The organism is Scopulibacillus cellulosilyticus, from assembly GCF_042665295.1.
Lineage (GTDB): Bacteria > Bacillota > Bacilli > Bacillales > Sporolactobacillaceae > Scopulibacillus_A > Scopulibacillus_A cellulosilyticus.
The window spans coordinates 1-19,047 of the sequence record NZ_JBHTCO010000037.1; the positions used below are offsets into that span (position 1 = coordinate 1).

The 19,047-nt window shown below is 37.3% G+C and carries 17 protein-coding genes; 4 read left to right on the forward strand and 13 right to left on the reverse strand.

The window, feature by feature from the left end; all coding sequences use genetic code 11:
* Positions 1-133: 133 nt before the first annotated feature.
* Together ACFQRG_RS17245 and ACFQRG_RS17250 are read right to left on the reverse strand one after the other, a co-directional pair.
* The gene (locus tag ACFQRG_RS17245; protein WP_380968351.1) at positions 134-838 is read right to left on the reverse strand and encodes a response regulator; all 705 of its coding nucleotides are present in this window, start codon (positions 836-838) and stop codon (positions 134-136) included.
* Positions 835-2,007 (reverse strand): sensor histidine kinase, encoded by a 1,173-nt coding sequence (locus tag ACFQRG_RS17250; protein ID WP_380968354.1) that lies wholly within the window; start codon positions 2,005-2,007, stop codon positions 835-837. Before ACFQRG_RS17250 ends, ACFQRG_RS17245 begins: the two co-directional genes overlap by 4 nt.
* 217 nt (positions 2,008-2,224) lie before the next feature.
* Here ACFQRG_RS17250 and ACFQRG_RS17255 point away from each other — a divergent pair, with 217 nt between their 5' ends.
* On the forward strand, positions 2,225-2,863 hold the full coding sequence (locus tag ACFQRG_RS17255) for a YigZ family protein (RefSeq protein WP_380968357.1): 639 nt from the start codon (positions 2,225-2,227) through the stop codon (positions 2,861-2,863).
* Positions 2,864-3,262: 399 nt separating this feature from the next.
* The gene (locus ACFQRG_RS17260; RefSeq protein WP_380968360.1) at positions 3,263-4,351 is read left to right on the forward strand and encodes a glycosyltransferase family 4 protein; all 1,089 of its coding nucleotides are present in this window, start codon (positions 3,263-3,265) and stop codon (positions 4,349-4,351) included.
* Positions 4,352-4,446: 95 nt separating this feature from the next.
* Here ACFQRG_RS17260 and ACFQRG_RS17265 read toward each other — a convergent pair whose 3' ends face one another.
* From ACFQRG_RS17265 to ACFQRG_RS17285, 5 genes are all read right to left on the reverse strand, one after another.
* Complete coding sequence (locus tag ACFQRG_RS17265; protein WP_380968362.1) at positions 4,447-5,523, reverse strand: LCP family protein; 1,077 nt, start codon at positions 5,521-5,523, stop codon at positions 4,447-4,449.
* Between the two features lie 44 nt (positions 5,524-5,567).
* On the reverse strand, positions 5,568-6,956 hold the full coding sequence (locus ACFQRG_RS17270) for an O-antigen ligase family protein (RefSeq protein WP_380968365.1): 1,389 nt from the start codon (positions 6,954-6,956) through the stop codon (positions 5,568-5,570).
* A gap of 109 nt (positions 6,957-7,065) precedes the next feature.
* The gene (locus ACFQRG_RS17275) at positions 7,066-8,163 is read right to left on the reverse strand and encodes a glycosyltransferase (RefSeq protein ID WP_380968368.1); all 1,098 of its coding nucleotides are present in this window, start codon (positions 8,161-8,163) and stop codon (positions 7,066-7,068) included.
* A 72-nt stretch (positions 8,164-8,235) separates the two neighbouring features.
* Positions 8,236-8,979: a WecB/TagA/CpsF family glycosyltransferase gene (locus tag ACFQRG_RS17280; RefSeq protein WP_380968371.1), complete on the reverse strand. Its 744-nt coding sequence runs from the start codon at positions 8,977-8,979 to the stop codon at positions 8,236-8,238.
* Positions 8,980-9,078: 99 nt separating this feature from the next.
* Complete coding sequence (locus ACFQRG_RS17285) at positions 9,079-10,443, reverse strand: nucleotide sugar dehydrogenase (protein ID WP_380968433.1); 1,365 nt, start codon at positions 10,441-10,443, stop codon at positions 9,079-9,081.
* 248 nt (positions 10,444-10,691) lie between these two features.
* On the opposite strand from ACFQRG_RS17285, the gene ACFQRG_RS17290 reads away from it, so the two are divergent.
* Positions 10,692-11,429 carry a sugar phosphate nucleotidyltransferase gene (locus ACFQRG_RS17290; protein WP_380968373.1) on the forward strand — a complete coding sequence of 246 codons (738 nt, stop codon included), beginning with the start codon at positions 10,692-10,694 and terminating at the stop codon, positions 11,427-11,429.
* A gap of 64 nt (positions 11,430-11,493) precedes the next feature.
* Positions 11,494-12,441, forward strand: coding sequence for a glycosyltransferase (locus tag ACFQRG_RS17295; RefSeq protein ID WP_380968376.1), 948 nt, complete (start codon positions 11,494-11,496; stop codon positions 12,439-12,441).
* A 161-nt stretch (positions 12,442-12,602) separates the two neighbouring features.
* Here ACFQRG_RS17295 and rfbD read toward each other — a convergent pair whose 3' ends face one another.
* From rfbD to ACFQRG_RS17325, 6 genes are all read right to left on the reverse strand, one after another.
* Positions 12,603-13,463, reverse strand: coding sequence for a dTDP-4-dehydrorhamnose reductase (gene rfbD, locus ACFQRG_RS17300; RefSeq protein WP_380968379.1), 861 nt, complete (start codon positions 13,461-13,463; stop codon positions 12,603-12,605).
* Positions 13,460-14,461, reverse strand: a complete 1,002-nt coding sequence (rfbB, locus tag ACFQRG_RS17305) for a dTDP-glucose 4,6-dehydratase (RefSeq protein WP_380968382.1) — start codon at positions 14,459-14,461, stop codon at positions 13,460-13,462. Before rfbB ends, rfbD begins: the two co-directional genes overlap by 4 nt.
* Before the next feature lie 18 nt (positions 14,462-14,479).
* Positions 14,480-15,025 carry a dTDP-4-dehydrorhamnose 3,5-epimerase gene (rfbC, locus tag ACFQRG_RS17310; RefSeq protein ID WP_380968385.1) on the reverse strand — a complete coding sequence of 182 codons (546 nt, stop codon included), beginning with the start codon at positions 15,023-15,025 and terminating at the stop codon, positions 14,480-14,482.
* An 87-nt stretch (positions 15,026-15,112) separates the two neighbouring features.
* Positions 15,113-16,369 carry a flippase gene (locus ACFQRG_RS17315; RefSeq protein WP_380968388.1) on the reverse strand — a complete coding sequence of 419 codons (1,257 nt, stop codon included), beginning with the start codon at positions 16,367-16,369 and terminating at the stop codon, positions 15,113-15,115.
* 285 nt (positions 16,370-16,654) lie between these two features.
* Positions 16,655-17,767, reverse strand: coding sequence for a non-hydrolyzing UDP-N-acetylglucosamine 2-epimerase (gene wecB, locus ACFQRG_RS17320; RefSeq protein ID WP_380968390.1), 1,113 nt, complete (start codon positions 17,765-17,767; stop codon positions 16,655-16,657).
* 249 nt (positions 17,768-18,016) lie between these two features.
* Positions 18,017-19,024 (reverse strand): acyltransferase, encoded by a 1,008-nt coding sequence (locus tag ACFQRG_RS17325; protein ID WP_380968393.1) that lies wholly within the window; start codon positions 19,022-19,024, stop codon positions 18,017-18,019.
* Positions 19,025-19,047: the final 23 nt, after the last annotated feature.

Genomic DNA, 19,047 nt, shown 5'->3' on the forward strand with positions numbered 1-19,047 from the left:
TGGTTTTAAGCGTTATGATCGTTTACGATTACGTGTTTTATTACATCATCAATATAAATCAATGGGATATCAGTTAGGTTAAGGAGTAGGAACTATTACTCCTACCCCAACATTTGACGTAGAACCGCTTTTTTTATCCTACACGCACCCAGCCGTTTTTAATCGCTTCAACAACCGCTTGAGTGCGGTCATCGACATTCATTTTTTGCAAAATGTTGCTGACGTGGTTTTTTACCGTTTTTTCGCTTATATAAAGCGCATCACCGATCGCACGGTTGTTTTTGCCGTCAGTCATAAGCTGCAGGACTTCACACTCGCGGCGGGTCAAAATATGCAGAGGTTTGCGATATTCGATATCCCTGAAGCCCGATGGAATTCGCTTGTTGCCGCTTGTTGCCAGACGGCGAAATTCATTAACCAGATTATGTGTGACTTTTGGATGAATATAAGCGCCGCCGTCCGCGACAACTTTTACAGCCTCGATCAAGGAATCTGCATCCATTTCTTTAAGCAAGTAACCGGATGCCCCTGACTTAAGAGCGTGGGTAACATAGGTTTCATCGTCATGGATAGATAAAATTAATACTTTCACTTCCGGGTTTCTGCGAATCAGGCGGCGGGTGGTCTCGACACCATTAATTCCCGGCATATTAATGTCCATTAAAACAACATCAGGTTCATTTTCCAGAATAAGGTCTTCAGCATCACTGCCGTCATCTGCTTCAGCAACGACCTCAAATTCATCTTCAAGTTCTAAAATGCGCCGAACACCTTCGCGAAAAAGGCGATGGTCATCAATCAACACAATCTTAGTTGTTTTTTGGCGGATATTAGTCATGCTTCACCCTCCTTAAGAATTGGAATTTGAATAACAATCAGAGTACCGCTTTTCACGCTTGACTTAATGGCCATTTTCCCTTCCAACAACTCAACGCGTTCTTTCATGCCAATTAAACCAAATGTATTTTCTTTCTTTTTTTGATCGGGATTAAAGCCTTTTCCATTATCTCTGACTAATAAATTAATGTGTTTATCCCGAAATTCAATATTAACGGTTATCGCCTTAGGTTTGGCGTGCTTGCATGCATTTTGTACAGCCTCTTGCGCCAACCTGAATAAAGCGGCTTCCATTCGCGACGGCAGGCGGCGTTCTTCCCCGACGCTGTTGAATTCAAATTCAATTTGCGGATACTGATCCTGAATGCGGTATAAGTACTTTTCCAACGTCGGCACAAGACCTAAATCATCAAGCGACATCGGCCGCAAATCATAAATTATACGCCTGACTTCATATAAAGCATTACGGATCATTTCACGGAATCTCTTATATTCTTTATTTGCAGCTTCCGGGCCTTTTTCACGATGGACCCGTTCGATAAGTTCGGAGCCGAGGAGAACATGGGCGAGAAGTTGGGCAGGACCATCATGAATTTCCCTTGATAGGCGTTTACGTTCTTCTTCTTGCGCTTCAATTATTTTTAGACCGAATGCTTGCTTTTCCTGGGCATCTTCGATAAGTTCCCCCATCTTTTTCAGATCCCCTGTTAAGTAATCCAATACGACTGAAACCTGGCTAACAAGTTTGTCTGCTTTACCAACAGTACTGCCAAGACTATTAAGGCGTTTTTCAATGTCATTCCGACGCTCCTTAAGCTGCCTTTCAAGCTCTTGAACAATTGATAATTCGACTTGAATATTGTTAGCGCGTTCATATGTACGTCTGATATCTTCTTCATCGTAAAATTGAAAGTGTTTGCTTACTTCAGCAAGACGTCCACGCGCCGCTTTCGCTTGCACTTCAAGCCTATCGTACCGCTCAATCATGTGTCTTGTTTTTAATTTAACTTCAGATAATTCCTTTTGCAAATTTTCATACTCTTGTCTAGACTGTTCACCAATTTCAAAAATATGTCCTTTACTCTCGCTGACAGTGTCCACCATCTGGTTTAAAATATCATCTAAATATTTGCTATCGATGATGGCCGTTAAATTCTTATTAGATGACATTAATACTCCCCCAATATTACTTTACCGAAATGGTGAAACAAGCACTAGAACCTTCTTACCTATTTTTAGATAGGTCTTCATCTCTATATTTGTCCTATCATATATGTTATTCGAAGATTAATATGTCTTTTTGTCAATGTCTAATGGATGTATTTATTGAAAAATTGCTCCTGAAAAAATATGATAATAATTGAATACGTTTCAGGAGGACGTCTATATGGGTAACTCTTATTATACAGTAAAAAGTAAAGCAGCTCATGAAATTATTATACAAAACTCCAGATTTATCTCTCAAATAAAGAGGGTTGAAACAGAAACCGAAGCGCAAAATGAAATCAGCCTGATTAATAAGGAACATTGGAAAGCAAATCATAATTGTTACGCTTATGCGATCGGGGAAAATCAGCATATACAAAAGGCCAGTGATGATGGTGAACCAAGCGGCACCGCCGGCGTCCCTATTCTTGAAGTGTTAAAGAAAAAACATTTACGCGATGTGCTTGTTGTCGTTACGAGATATTTTGGAGGCACGAAACTGGGCGCAGGAGGTTTAATCAGAGCATATTCAAAAGCAACAAGTGAAGGTCTTAAAGCTTCGGGTATTGTTGAACGCAAGCCTATGAATATAATTCAAACGACCTTCGAATACACATTACTCGGCCAAATTGAAAATGAATTGCGCCAATCTACATATATTATAAAAAACATGGCATATGCGGAAAATGTGTCGATTGATGTCTATGTATCACAAGAGGAAACGGACGATTTCATTGAATGGATGACGAATTTATCTAATGGAAAATCTCATATTCATAAAACAGGCTGGGAGTATTTAGAACAAGATATCGATTTATAAAGAAAACTTGCCGATTGGCAAGCCTTAAAAGGCGAAGAACGAGAAGCAACAACAAGCAACTTTTGCAGCTTTACGACGATTAGAGATGCTTCTAGAGATGCTTTACAGAATTCGCGGCGGCACAGGAGCGCAAACTAAATACTTTCGATCGATCTCATCTTGGCAAACTCTTTGTTACCGCTTTTTAAGAGCCCAAGATATTCTTATAAAAACTTTACTGTGTACTTTTTGCCTAAATAGTATTATGATTGAGAGTGAATAAATCTAATGGAAAAATTGTCGATAAATATTTTTTAAAGACGTTTTCTTAAAAAATAATAAACGGCACAACATTAGGCATAATTTTATGACATTCAAGAAACCATAATAACTGTTGGATTTATATAAGAAGGTGACTTTATGCATTTTTTTAATCATTACACCTTTGCTTTTTTTATCTCCCTGGTAGTAACCATCATTGCGACACCGATTGTCAAAAAAGTTGCCATTCGGTTTAATTTTGTCGATAATCCAAATGAACGGAAAATACACAAACAGGCTATGCCCTATCTCGGCGGTGTAGCGATTGCTATAGGCTTTTTTGCAGGGTATATCTTTTTAAAACCAATCAGTCCTGTTATGCCGGCATTTATTTTAGGGGCAATCATTATTCTCGTCACAGGGGCTATTGATGATAAAAAGCCGGTATCGCCTAAATATAAACTGCTGGTTCAACTGATTGTGGCCATTATTGTTGTCTCAAGCGGCGTGTCCATTGATTTCATTACGTTCCCGATTATTGGACATATTGACTTCGGATGGTGGTCTTATCCAATCACGATCTTTTGGATTGTTGGTATGATGAACGCCATTAATTTAATTGATGGACTTGATGGTTTAGCATGCGGTGTATCGGCAATTGCTCTTTCATCAATGCTTGTCATGGCCATTATTAACGCTCAATTGCTAGCGATTTCATTATCTGTTATTTTATTGGGCAGCATGATCGGATTTCTCTTTTTCAATTCCCATCCGGCATCGATATTTATGGGGGATACAGGATCACTTTTTATAGGGTATACTTTATCAATTATCTCTATCATTGGTCTATTCAAAAGCATCACGATTTTTTCACTGATTTTACCAATCATTATTTTGGCTGTTCCTATCTTAGATACATCCCTTGCGATAATCAGAAGGCTGTTAAGCGGCCAAAAGATATCAGCACCGGATAGATCGCATCTTCATCACAGACTTATTGATTTCGGATTCAGTCACAGAACAACCGTTTATATTATTTATACAATAAGTTTCCTTTTCGGTCTGGCTGCGATTATATTTACAAAATCCATTATCTGGGGATCTTTGTTAATCATTGGCTTATGTATTGTTATGTTACAATTCACCATTGAAATTATCAATGTTTTGAAAACTGACCGAAAGAAACCATTGCTAAACGCGGTTAAGAAATTTGTCCTGGCCCATCAAACATCCTCCAGAGGAAAATAATAAAAGCCCTATGATGTCATTTGGAGACATTACAGGGCTTTTACTTATTCATTAACCCCCGGAAAATAAGTTTTTTTCAGGGGGTTATTTATACATTAATATTGACTGTCGGTATTTGAGCCGCTCGTACCTGTATCTGTACCGCCTGTACTATTATCTGTCCCGCTTTCACCTGTATTACGGGGCTTTAAGCCAAGAGAGCTGTTTAATTCACGGCTGACTTTCTGTACATTGGCCTCATCAGGAATAAAATAATAAACACCGTTAATAGTTGCGTCAGTACCAACATCCAGCTTATACGTTTTAATCTTAGATGAATCAACTTTCGAATAAGCTTGTTCCAAACCATATATTTCACTTGGTTTTAAATTGGTTTCAACATTTTTCCCTAAAATATTTGTTATATCATCGATCTTAAACAATGTATTAGCGCTTTTCGCTTTATTAATTGCCGCTCTAATGACTTGACGTTGCCTTTGGTTACGCCCAAAGTCTCCTCTGGGATCCCTATGACGCATTCTTACGTAAGCAAGGGCCTCTTTGCCATTTAGATGTTGTTTGCCTTTATGGAAGTAAATTTTATGTTTGTGGCTTTCATCATATTCCCAGAAACTAAACGGTACATTTACATCAATTCCGCCAAGTTCGTCAACGACTTCCTTAAAGCCTTTAAAGTTAATCTTTGCGTAATAATCAATCGGTATATTGAGATAATTTTCAACGGTATCAATAATAGCTTTGTTACCGCCATAACCGCTTGCATCACCGTAAGGATAAGCAGAATTAATTTTGTCGTACTGCCCTTTTCCGGCAATCATGACTCTTGAGTCACGCGGTATACTTGTCATTGTCATTTTATGTGTATGCGGGTTAAGCGTAACAACAATTAACGTATCTGTCCGGCCGCCTTTGCCATGTGTTGCATAATTTTCAACACCCATAAGCAAAATAGAAATTGGGTCTTTTCCTATTTGAACAGCTTCTTTTCGCATCTTTGATTTATCTCTGTCCAGCGGATTATAAGAACCATAGGCCGCTCTGTATGCGTTAAAAGCGAGATAACCGCCGTAACCTACAACAACAAGCACCAAAATTAGAACAACAAGCATCACTTTCCTGGCTGTTCTTTTTTTCTTTTTTTTCTGCCGCCTTTCGCTTCTACTGGAAACCATCTATAACTCCCTTTACCATTTAAAGTTTATCAATTAATGGTGATTTAAAATTCATGCTGCTTTCCCATTGAAACAATATAATTAAATACTAACCCCGAAACGATCCAAAACACGACATTAACTTGAGGTATAAAGTAAAGATTGTTCGTCAAATTTTGCATAAAATACGTTGCACTGCCTGCAAAGATTGCAATAATTAATGGTTTGATATATCTATTTGAAAGAAAATATTGCCTGATTATAAAAAGATAATAAACAACAAAAATAGACAAAAAAGATAATAAACCTAAAATACCTGTTTCAGCTAATATTTTTAAATACGAGTTGTGAACGGAATATGCCTGATAACCTAAATCCAGCTTAGGGTACTTTTTCACATAACCCGGGTACCTTACTAAATAGTTGCCTTCTCCTACACCAAGTACGGGGTTTTCCTTAAACATCATCCAGCCGGTTTTCCAAAGAATAGTTCTGGAGACGACCGCAACCTCTGTGTTGTTATCGGCTCTCATTTCATCTAGGCTTTTATTTTCATCATCATTACTTTCGCCGGCAGCTTTCTTTTCTTGATCGTCGCCTAAATAAGTCTGAATAACATTGGACATGGCATGAAAGGCTGATTTGGTTCTTAATTGAACATCAGGCATATTAAACAGAACACAAATGATAACGACAATGGATATCATGATACGCCATTTAAATAATCTTTCATAAAAATCTTTCCCTGCAAAAATGAATATTAAGATAAGACCGCCGATAAAAGTCATCCAGCCGGCGCGTGTATACGTTAATATTAAATTCATAAGCAGAATGCCGTAAACTGCCATTCCTAATATTTGAAAAGTCTTTGATTCGGCATAACAAACCGCATATAATAGAACACATGGCAGAACAAAATTAATAAAACCGGCATAGTAATTAGGATTAAGAAAAGTAGAAGCTACCCGTCCTTTCGCTTCATTTAATGCATACATACCGCTTTGATTGAGCGAAAAGTTAAAAATATACTGCACCAGCCCATAAAGAGCCACAAGCGCGATTGACGCCCCAAACGTATACAAAAACATGCGAAATTGGCGTACCGAAAACTTCACCTTTACAACGATTAAAAACAAGAAAACATAAGAGAGAAACCTGATGATTTCCATAACCCCTGTTGCCATGCTTTCCGCTTTTATAAGAGAAATGACTGAAATGATAAAGTAAACTGTAAAAGCAATCACAAATGGGGAAATACGAAATGCTGTAAATGAAATGGCCCCTCTTATATAATCTATAAAAAAACAAATCACTAAAATTGGAATAGTAATAATTTCTATCGACAAAGGCAGCGGTCCTAAATATGCTTTAAAGAATACAAGTGGAACAAAAAATAAATTTAACAAAATCGCATAAAAAGTTAATACGAATTTTGATGAATTTTGTCCAACCATGTTTATTCCTTTCTTTTTTCGATCAGAAAAATAAAATCGAAAAACTCTTTTTATCGTATCATAAAATGAAAACATTACAAGGCATTTTGAGATAATCTGACAAAAATCATCATAAAATATGCTGATAATTGTCTCTTACGGCAGTAAACAGATTGTCTAGTGAAAAATGTCCTTTTGCGTGCCGATAAAGCCTCTCCCCCATATCTTTGAGCCTTCCTGAATGTTTGATCTGCTTCGCTTTTATGATGGCTTCTTTTAAGGATAACGGATCTCCCTTTGGAACAATCCAGCCCATTGAATCGTCAAGAATTAATGATTTTACACCGCCGACATCCGTTGATATGACAGGCCTTTTTACTTTGGCTGATTCTAATAATACGAGTGGAAAACTTTCACTGTATGAAGCCAATAGGCTGATATCGGTCAGTGACATGACCGCTTCCGCATCATCTCTAAATCCTAAAAACCGAACTTGTGATTTTAATCCCATCTCATTTACTTTTCTTTCTAAATCTTTTTTTATTGGTCCGTCACCCACTAACAGCAGCTTGATATCCGGATCATTTAATTCTTTTAATGCCTCAAAGACGAGAAAATGACCTTTGATTGGATGAAATCGAGCCACCATCGCAATAATAAAATCATCTTCTTTGAGATTAAAATCTTCCTTTTTAAGCCCTGGTCCTGAATTTCCTTTATCGAAATGAATACCGTTATAAATGGTTTTAATTTTGTCTTTATTGACGCCAGCTCCTTGCAGTTTGTCTTTCAAATGGTCTGAAACCGCAAAAATCAAATCTGTTTTACTGAATGTTTTCTTATTGATAATGCTAAAAATTTTCCCTTTTAAACCTTTGTTAATAAAATCTAAAGAAGGATCACTGTGAACAGTTGTCACCCATGGTATATGTAACTTTCTTTTAATTAAATATGTTAATAAATTGGCGCGGGGGCCATGTGTATGAACGATATCGAAGTCCCCGGCTTTAATGTTATTAACCAATTTTTTTAGTACTGATAAATCATAGCGTGAGGATTGTTCCAATAAATGAACGTCTATTCCTAGTCGGCAAGCATCATCATATAACAACCCCTTTTGCAGGACGATAAGGGATGCATCCCCTTTGGGAAAGCCGTCAAGTAACGAAAGTAAATGCTTTCTGGAACCGCCTATCTCCCCGCCGCTTATCACATGGACAACTTTCATGATTATTGCTCCCTTTTAGACAAAGAAGCTTGAAATCTCAAGCTTCTTTAGAATATCAGTTTATGTCTTCGCCTATTCAGGCTCGCCAATCGGCGAGTTTTCTTTACGTTTTAGCAGTACTTTTAATAAAAATGCCGGTAAGACTAGCTGTCTCCTGAAGCGGGACGGGTTAGTCATAAGCCGGTAAAACCACTCTAAGCCCATGTTTCTAAATGCCTTGGGAGCGCGTTTGACTTTACCGCTTAAAACATCAAAGCTTCCCCCTACCCCTTGAACAACCTTGACATTAAGCCTGTCCATATTTTCTTTAATCCAAAACTCCTGCCTGGGACTTCCCAAAGCCACAAATAACAGATCCGGGCTGCAATTATTAATATCACGGATGATTTTATTTGTATTTTGTTCATATCCGTGCATATATCCAACCAGTTCAATATTCGTATACTTTGTTTTAATGACCTGAACTGCTTTTGAAACAACTGAGTCATGAGCACCGTAAAGATAGATCCGATATCTTTCCGTGTCAGCTAATTCAAGCAGCCGTTCCATTAAATCAATACCGGTTACCCGAGATTGAAGGGCTCCCTTCCTTAATTTGCTGGCAAGGATGACACCGATGCCATCAGGGATTTGGTAAGTCGCTGAATTCAGTAAAGCCAATAATTCTTGGTTTTTATTTGCCTTAATAATTTTCTCAGGATTGATAGCCACAATTGTTGACTTCAGTTCAGCTTTTATTCTCTGATTGATCGCATTTGTAATCTCTTTATGGTTTAACGGGGTTACATTTACGCCAAGAATGGTTTCTGAATTCATTTGCATTTGCCAACCTTTATCAAAAAATGTATTTACTTACCCGTATTTTTAGCCATTTCATTTAGTAATATGCAAAAAAAGCAGCCATAAGCTGCTTTTTCATTTATAAATATTATTAACCTTTTTTTCATTTATCGTATACTTTAAGCTTATATTTTTCTTGATTGGCTTTGAATGTGCAAAACTTTCATTAATCGTTTCTATACCATTTAAATCGCCAATTTTATATATTTTTACTTCATCGTTTTTAATATTTATGCAATTCTTCGTGTCAAAAATAACCGGGGTTTTCATATTTTCAATAAAAATTCTTGAATCAAGCTGCTTAAATTCTTTGTGATCGGTTAAGACAACAGCCAAATGGGCATCGGACAGCGCTTCTTTTAATTGGACCAGATTAATATTAACTTTTTCTTGATTGACAAACGGCTCATAAACACTGATTTGCAGGCCCTTCAATTCTTTTAGTAAACGGTACACCTTAATCGCGGGGCTTTCTCTGCAATCATCGCTGTTTCCCTTATATGCCAGACCTAATAAGGCAACCTTTGGTCTTCTTAATTCAGATACTAAAAACTCAACATGACGCGCAACAAACGACGGCATGGATTGATTAATTTCTCTTGCTAATTTAATTAATTGCGCCTGATCAGCCGCTTTTTCAACAATAAAGTAGGGATCAACAGCCAGACAATGGCCGCCAACACCCGGCCCCGGCTGATGAATATTGACCCTTGGGTGTTTGTTAGCCAACTCAATCACTTCATGAGCATTAACGTTTAACGCTTTGCTGATTTTAGCTAATTCATTCGCAAGGGCAATATTGACATCCCGAAATGTATTTTCCATTAATTTTGCCATTTCCGCAGCTGGGGCTCCGGTTTCTATAACCGCCCCTTTAACAACAAGCTTGTAAATTTCAGCAGCTTCTAAAGCTGCTTCCCTTGTATAGCCACCTACAATACGGGTATTATTGATTAACTCATAAAGTATTTTCCCGGGTAAAACACGTTCCGGACAGTATGATAGATAGATATCATTATTTCCAGGATCCCAACCGGCCTTTTCAAAAATCGGCGCAATGACATGTTGAATCGTTCCCGGCGGAATCGTTGATTCAACAATCACGATATTGCCCTTTTCCAGATAAGGTAAAATAGACTGAGCTGCCGAAACAACCGCATCTACATTCGCTGAAAAATCTTCGTGTATCGGCGTCGGTACAGCAATAATATAAACATCAGACGATGCCGGCTTCGTTGCCGCCCTTAGTTTCCCGCTTTGAACGGCTTTTGACACAATATCATTAAGCCCCGCCTCTTCAATATGAACAAGACCTTGATTCAAGGTTGAAACAATATTGCTATTAATATCTACGCCTAGAACAGAGCAGCCGGCTCTAGCAAATACAGCAGCTGTCGGCAAGCCAATGTATCCTAATCCAATCACACATATATTCTCAATCACCCATGATCCCCCGTTCCCAGATGCTGATAATTCTAAAGAAGCTTAAAGTGTAAAAAGTAAACCATTCAAAAAAATATAGCTTTCTGAATAGCTTCTCATATGGGTGTAAAAGGCAAGCATCTTTATATAACTATAGTTATACATCGCTTTGATTATGACTTACCTTGAAAAATTAGCCTCGTGTCATCGATATTTGCAAATAAACATATATATTTATCATTTCATCTAAGAAGCGGGGGTTTTTTATGAAAGGGATTATTTTAGCTGGCGGTACCGGATCAAGGCTCTACCCTTTAACAAAAATCACCAACAAACACTTGCTTCCCATCGGACAATATCCGATGATTTATCATGCCATTAATAAGCTTAAAGAAGCTGAGATTGATGATATTTTAATTGTCACAGGCAAAGAACATATGGGCGATGTTGTTAATTTACTTGGAAGCGGGCAAGACTTTAATGTGAAGTTTACTTATAAAGTTCAAGACCAGGCAGGAGGTATAGCACAAGCTCTGGGATTAGCTGAATCGTTTATAGGAAATGATTCAATGGTGGTTATACTTGGGGATAATATTTTTCAAGACAATATTCGTGAATATGTCAACCGTTTCAAATCCCAAAAAACCGGTGCAAAAATCCTGATTAAAAAGGTTAAAGATCCTCATCGGTTCGGCGTCGCTGAAATTGTCGGGGACTATATCGCTTCCATTGAAGAAAAGCCGAGGTTTCCTAAATCTCACTTTGCGGTAACAGGCATTTATATGTATGATTCATACGTCTTTGATATTATTAAAAAACTTAAACCGTCCGCACGCGGTGAGCTGGAAATCACTGATGTTAATAACGCCTATATTGAAAATCAGTCACTGACATTCGATATTCTTGAAGGCTGGTGGACAGACGCCGGTACACATCCATCGCTGTATTATGCTAATACATTAACTAAAGGTATCTTATTGGAACATATTCCAAATGATAAATAGGATATTATCCCATAATAACTATTATAAACATGATATATATTTACATTAGCATAAGGAGAATCCAATGACATTAAAAAATATCGCCGCCGTTATTCTTAATTGGAATAATTGGCAAGACACTATAAAATGTATTAATGATTTTAAAAAACAAAGAAAACCAGTCGATATTATCGTCGTTGATAACGCATCAACTGATGGATCACAAACGCATCTTCAAGATTTAGCGGATATTACTTTTATACAAAATAGCAGGAATGACGGTTATGCCCGCGGAAATAATCTTGGTATCCGTACAGCTGTCAAAAGGAACAATGATGTCATTGTCATTGTTAACAACGATATCAGTATCCGCTCATCAACATGGTCCGAAGCCCTTGAAAAGACTGTTAACAAGCTTCCGGCAAACTGGGGTTACCTGGGCTTTAAAATTATCAATGCTGACGGTTCAGTTTTTCAAAATCAGCCGGTTCATCTGCCAAGCCTTAAAGACATCTTGATTAGTAATACCCTGTTAGGTTATCCATTGAGAATCTTTAAACACCGCAGGGAGTTTAAGACTGAAAACAATATTATAAAAACAGAAATGGTCTCCGGTTCATGCTTTGCCTTTAATAGTGAAGCCGTTAAACAAATTGGCGCTTTTGATCCGTTTACTTTTTTGTACGGTGAAGAAAGAATTTTAGCAAAAAAATACTTAAAGCAAGGCTGGCAAGGATACATTGATCTATCTTTGGATGTTAAACACGCTGAGTCTTCGACAACCAAACGCTATCCATCGATAGTCTATGTTAACCGGTTAAGAAGCGAGTTTTATTATATTTATAAAATCTGCGAATATAACACACCCATGTGTTATCTATGGGTGCTGATTCGCATCACTGATTCATTGCTGAGATCATTCATTCGAAATATATCATTTAATACATTTAAAGAGACGATCAAAATGTATAAAGACATTTTAAACGACATTCACCATTTTGAATCTGAGCAATTTCAACAGACGATGAAGTAAAAATTTTTAAGGCAGTAATCTATATGGGCGGCTGTATAGAAAACTCGCCGATTGACAAGCCTCAAAAGGCATAGACAGAGAAGCAACAACTTGAAAAAGCATCTTTGCAGCTTTGCCGCCAATTTAAACTTTCCTTACGTGCAAGAATAAAACGGACACCTTTACGTGGGGTGTCCGTTTAACTCTGAAAGAAAGTCTTTTAAAGCCGCACGCCAATGCCTCATCTTGTGAAATCCATTCAAACGTAACGAGCGATGTTCGAAAACTGAGTTTTTTGGTCTTGGAGCAGGCCGCGGAAAGGAAGTTGTACTGACCGGATGCATCTTAACATCCATACCCGATTCTTTAAATATAGCTTTTGCAAATTCATACCACGAACACGACCCGGTATTTGAAATATGATAGGTTCCGTATTTTTCAGTTTCTATTATTTCAGAAATACGATTTGCAAGATCAACCGTGTAGGTAGGCGAACCTAATTGGTCATTAACGACATTGATGACTTTTTCTTCTTTTCCAAGATTAAGCATCGTTTTCACAAAATTACTGCCATATTTCCCGAAAAGCCAGGAAGTCCGTACAATAAAAAATTTTGAATGAAACTCTCGAACAAACGTCTCTCCCGCCAATTTTGATTGCCCGTAAACACTTAACGGATTGGGGCTGTCAAATTCATGATAGGGTTCTTTTTTTAAACCATTAAAAACATAATCTGTACTGATAAAAATAAGCTTGGCATTTATTCTTTCCGAGGCAACAGCGACATTTCTCGTCCCATAAGCATTCACGGCAAATACCTGATCAAGGTTAGACTCCGCTTGGTCGACATTTGTATAAGCTGCGGCGTGAATAACAATACCAGGTTTTATATCATTCAGTATTGAAGCGGTTTGCGCCTGATTGGTAATGTCTAAGCTTGTATGATCACATGGATAAACAGTAAAATCCCGGTTTTTTAATATGTATGATAAATCTTGACCAAGCTGACCGTTTGCACCGGTTATGAGAATCTTTGCTTTCATACGCGTTCCCCATCGAATTGGCGATATTCACCGGATTGAATCCTTCGCCGCCACGCTTCATGTGTGATATACCAATCGATTGTGTCCTTAAGTCCTTTATCAAATGTATACTTTGGCTTCCAGCCGAGCTCCTTCTGAATCTTTGCCGGGTCGATCGCGTATCTGCGATCATGTCCTAAACGGTCGTCGACAAAACTAATAAGCTCTTTAGGCTTGCCTAAAATCTCTAAAATTGTTTCAACAACTTCAAGGTTTGTTTTCTCATTATGCCCGCCAATATTATAAATTTCACCCGGCCGTCCACAGCGGATAACAAGGTCAATTGCTGAACAATGGTCAAGGACATGAAGCCAGTCACGGATATTTTCACCGTCGCCGTAAACAGGCAAAGCCCGGTCTTCCAAAGCATTAATAATCATTAAAGGGATCAACTTTTCAGGAAATTGATAAGGGCCGTAGTTATTTGAGCATCTTGTAATATTAACATTTAAGCCAAACGTTTTATAATATGACATCACCAAAAGATCCGCTCCGGCTTTACTTGCGGAATAAGGACTATTAGGAGACAGCGGTGTTTCTTCTGTAAAATAGCCTTCCTTTTCTAAGGAACCGTAGACCTCATCTGTTGAGATTTGAATAAACTTTTTAATATCGTTCTCCTTGGCAGTCTGCAGTAAAACTTGTGTTCCTAACACATTGCTTTCAACAAAAATGTCCGGTTTCTGAATGCTTTTGTCAACATGGGACTCTGCTGCAAAGTTAACGATGACGTCAATCTCATGCTTTTTTATTAGGGCATGAACAAGCCGTCCATCTCGAATATCACCCCTGATAAACGTATAATTGGCTTTCCCCTCAATCTCTTTCAAATTATCCAGGTTCCCGGCATACGTCAGCAAGTCTAAGTTAAAAATACGGCAGTCCGGGTATTTTTTCACCATATATCGTACAAAATGACTTCCGATAAAACCCGCACCGCCAGTGATAAGGAAATTCATCAAACTGCACCTCATCCTTTAAAAGTTAAACTCCGCATTTTTGAAACTAGGATACTGTTGATCCTTTTTCGATAATATAGGTTCGGAAACAGGCCAATTAATATTTAAATCAGGATCATTCCAATGTATCCCTCTTTCATGCTCAGGTGAATAATAACTATCCACCTTATAAAACACTTCGGTATTTGGCACAATTGTACAAAATCCGTGAGCGAAGCCTTTAGGTACAAACAATTGATACTTATTATATTCAGTTAATATAAAACCTTGCCATTCGCCGAAAGTCGGTGATGATTTTCGTAAATCAACGATCACATCATAGATTGCACCGTTAAGCACTCTGATCAATTTAGCTTGTGACTTAGGATTCAGCTGATAATGAAGCCCTCTTAACACCCCCGGAGACTTTGAATAAGACTGATTATCCTGCACAAACGGCATACGAATATCCAATGAACCTATCACCCTGGCATTAAACGTTTCCATGAAAAAACCGCGGGAATCCTCAAAGACATCAGGCCTCATAACAAAAGCATGATCAAACTTTGTCTTTATTAATTTCATCGGAACCTCCTGGGTTGGGGTCTGACCTTGTGAACTGTGGATAACTGTTTATTTTGGGGTCTGACCCTGTGAACTGTGGATAACTGTCTATAAGATTTTATATTTTTTTATATAGTAGATCCTGTACAATAATATGAACAGTTCCACCAGCGCTGTGAACAAGGCAATCGTCGCGATATTCAATGCATGAGCGGCATAGGCCAAACTCAGCACTGCCACATAAAACAAAGATCCGATAATCGTACTTAAATTAAATATTTTTGAATAGCCAAAGACAACTAATGTTGTTGTTCCTAAAAAAGTGTGAATGCTGACAAAAACAATCATTAGCGATAAAAGCCTTAACACATTAATTGATGGCATATACTCATGGCCGCCTAAAATTAAAATGATCGGTTCAGCAAAAATTAAAACAAAGATATAAATCACCAAACCGGCAATTCCCGTCCATTTAATGACTTTTTTAATCAGCTGCTTATTTTTATTTGACGCCATATTTGGATAAATAACCGAGTTAAGCAATTCAAACGGCTTTATAATTATATTTACGATTTTCTCCGCCAAACTATAATACCCAACTTGAGTTGTTGAAAATAAAAATCCGATAATCATGCTGTTCGTCACAGTGTACAATGTTAATGACCCTCTTGATAAGAAAAAAAAGAAACTGCTTTTTAATAATTCAATCGTATACCTCCAATTAAAATGGCAACGAATACGATAATATTTAAAGACTAAAAACAAGCTGACGATACCGATGAAAATTGTGGCAGCTGAATTAATAAGCGGAACATATAAATAGTCGCCCGCTTTTCTGATAAAAATAAAAATCGATGCCGCATAAATCACTCTGCTTATAACGTTTAATATCGTAATGTATTTCATTTTCTCCAAGCCTTGAAAAAACCAAAGCGGAAACAGGACATTGCCAATAACAACCCCGAAAGCAAAATAAAAAACCAGCGGATCTTGATGAAACTTTTCAACCATCGAAACCGCGCCAATTAAAATAAAAAAACTTATTAATAAAATTACAAGCTTAATTGAAAGGACAGATGTAAAAATTTTTGACATTTCATCTATATCGTTGCGATGAACGGAAATTTCCTTTGTGGCTGATAAGTTGAATCCGTAATCAGTCAGAATCGTAAAATACATTGTGAAAGCTTGGGCGAATGTGATTAAACCATAATGTTCAGTTCCTAAAACCCTTAATATATACGGCAAAGTTAACAGCGGTAAAAGGTAATTGGCCCCTTGTAAAATCATCAAAGCAATAAAATTGCCAAGCATAACCTTATTATTTTGTGTTAATTTACTAGCAATTTTTTGCATCAGTTCCATGACAGCCTCCGAATTTTATTCACTCATTCTCATTTTCATTCTCTCCATTCTTTTGGCTGGATAAAAGGAAATATAAAGAAAACTTGCCGATTGGCAAGCCTTAAAAGGCGAAGACAGAGGCCCAGTTGCGCTTATACTTTACACTTAAAATTTGCCTCTACGTCGAATTCTTATCTGCGCTGCAAATTTATACTTAAAGTGCAAAAAAGAAAAGCCCCCCAAAGTTAGATATGTTTCTAACAATCGGAGGTGCCATTCACTCATGCAACAGCCTTTTTTTCTATATTAATTGAAAAAGCCTAAAATAGCTTTAACAATTCGCTTTGAGGCATGGCCATCGCCATATGGATTAGATGCTTTTGACATACTGTGATAGACTTCCTGATTGGTTAACAGTTCTTTCGTCAATTGGTAAACTCTTTCCTCATTCGTACCGGCAAGCTTTAATGTTCCCGCTTGAATCCCTTCAGGCCTCTCTGTGGTGTCACGCAGAACCAGGACGGGAACACCCAGTGATGGCGCCTCTTCCTGAACGCCGCCTGAGTCAGTTAAAATAAGATGTGCTCTTGAAGCGAAATTATGAAAATCAATCACACCTAATGGTTCGATTAAATGCACCCTTGGATGCTTACCAAATTCACTTTGAGCAATATCCCTTACTGCCGGATTTAAATGAACAGGGTAAACAATTTGAACATCATCATTTTCTTCAATAATTCTTCGGACAGCCCTGAAAATGTTTCTCATTGGCTTCCCTAAGTTTTCCCTGCGATGAGCCGTTAATAAAATCATTCGATCATTGCCTATTTTATCTAAAACGGAATGAGTGTACGCCTCTCTGACTGTTGTTCGCAACGCATCTATAGCCGTGTTTCCAGTTACAATAATACGCTCCTCCGCTTTGTTTTCATTCAATAAATTTTGTGCGGATTCTTTGGTTGGCGCAAAGTGCAGATCTGCTATCACACCTGTAAGCTGGCGGTTCATCTCTTCCGGAAACGGTGAATATTTGTTATATGTCCTAAGCCCGGCCTCAACATGCCCAACCGCAATTTGATTATAAAAAGCGGCTAAACTTGCGGCAAATGTTGTTGTTGTGTCACCGTGAACAAGAACAATATCAGGATGAACTTGCTTCATGACACGATCCAAACCGGTTAAGGCCCTTGTTGTAATATCGCCTAATGTTTGTCTCTCCTTCATAATGTTCAAATCATAATCAGGTGTTATTTGAAATACATTCAGAACTTGATCCAGCATTTCACGATGTTGGGCCGTTACCGTGACAAGCGATTCAATTTGATTTTTATATTTTTTTAACTCGAGAACAACAGGCGCCATTTTTATCGCCTCTGGCCTCGTACCAAAGATTGACATAACTCGAAGCTTTTTCGTCATATGTTCCTCCAATACACTTTTTATATCCAATTTCATCTTACATTTCAGCAATTAGAATGTCTAATATTTGTAAAAGGATATAAAGGATTTGAAAGTGTCCAATAGGCGGACAAAAAGCGTAACAATTTTACCGTTATCTTCAATCCAAAGGCAGTACAAATATTAAATTGTTTATTAAAAAAATGCCGGTCTCAGAAAACTTTTAGCTTCTGAACCGACAATTAATAAAAATATAATTGAATGAACAAACTACGGAACAATTTTTTTAAGCAATGGTACCTTGCTCATAATCGTAACCGTGATAAAACTTAAAATAAGCGTTAAAACAGTGACAAGCGGAATATTGATTAACGGATGACTATCTACATTAATAAATTTATAAACAAAATCTCTTAAAATTGGGTGGATTAAATAGACACCAAAGCTAACATTACTTAACAAAAAGATAATTTTATTTCTTTTGCTCTCCAAATCCAAATGTTTAAAATAAATAAATACTGCTGCTGCGACAATGATTGTATTTGGTCTAAAATAATCATACAAAACATCATTAAATTTGCTGCTATCTATCATTGTCAAGAATAAGGTCCCAAAAATGGTCACCAATACACTGATGATCGCAAATACATAGATGAATTTTCGGGTTATTTGGCTCAGCTCATAATGATGGAGATAGTAACCTAAAATGAAAAAGCCTATATAGCCGCTGACTGTCTCAAAAACATACTGTATATTTAAATCAAATAAATTATTTAAAACAGGTATAAATGAAGCAATAAACCAAAGGATAATAAAATACAGCATATTTTCCTGTTTAGCATGTCTGACATATACTTTAAAAATTGGCGTTACGAGATATAAACCAATGATCATGTACATAAACCAAAGGTGGAAGTAGATATTGGAGTTAAAGAAGTCCTTAATAGTCCCCGTATATGTGAAAACGTGGTTATCATGATAATGACGGTACAAAATATAAATGAATGTCCATATTAAAAATGGAATAACAACTTTTGTCGTCCGCTTTTTAAAAAAGTCGGCTAAAGTTTCCTGTTTGCCAGGCTTCAAAAGCAAAGCACCGCTTACCATAATAAACACAGGTACACACCATCTTGTAACCGAATCATAAACATCTCCTATAAAATAGGATGTATGACTCGAATTATAATCCCCTAAAAAACCAGCGGATGTATGCAATAAAACAACTGCGCATATCGCTATAATTCGTAATATATCAAAGTAAAGTACCCTATTCATTTTACCCCTCTCTCAAAAATTTG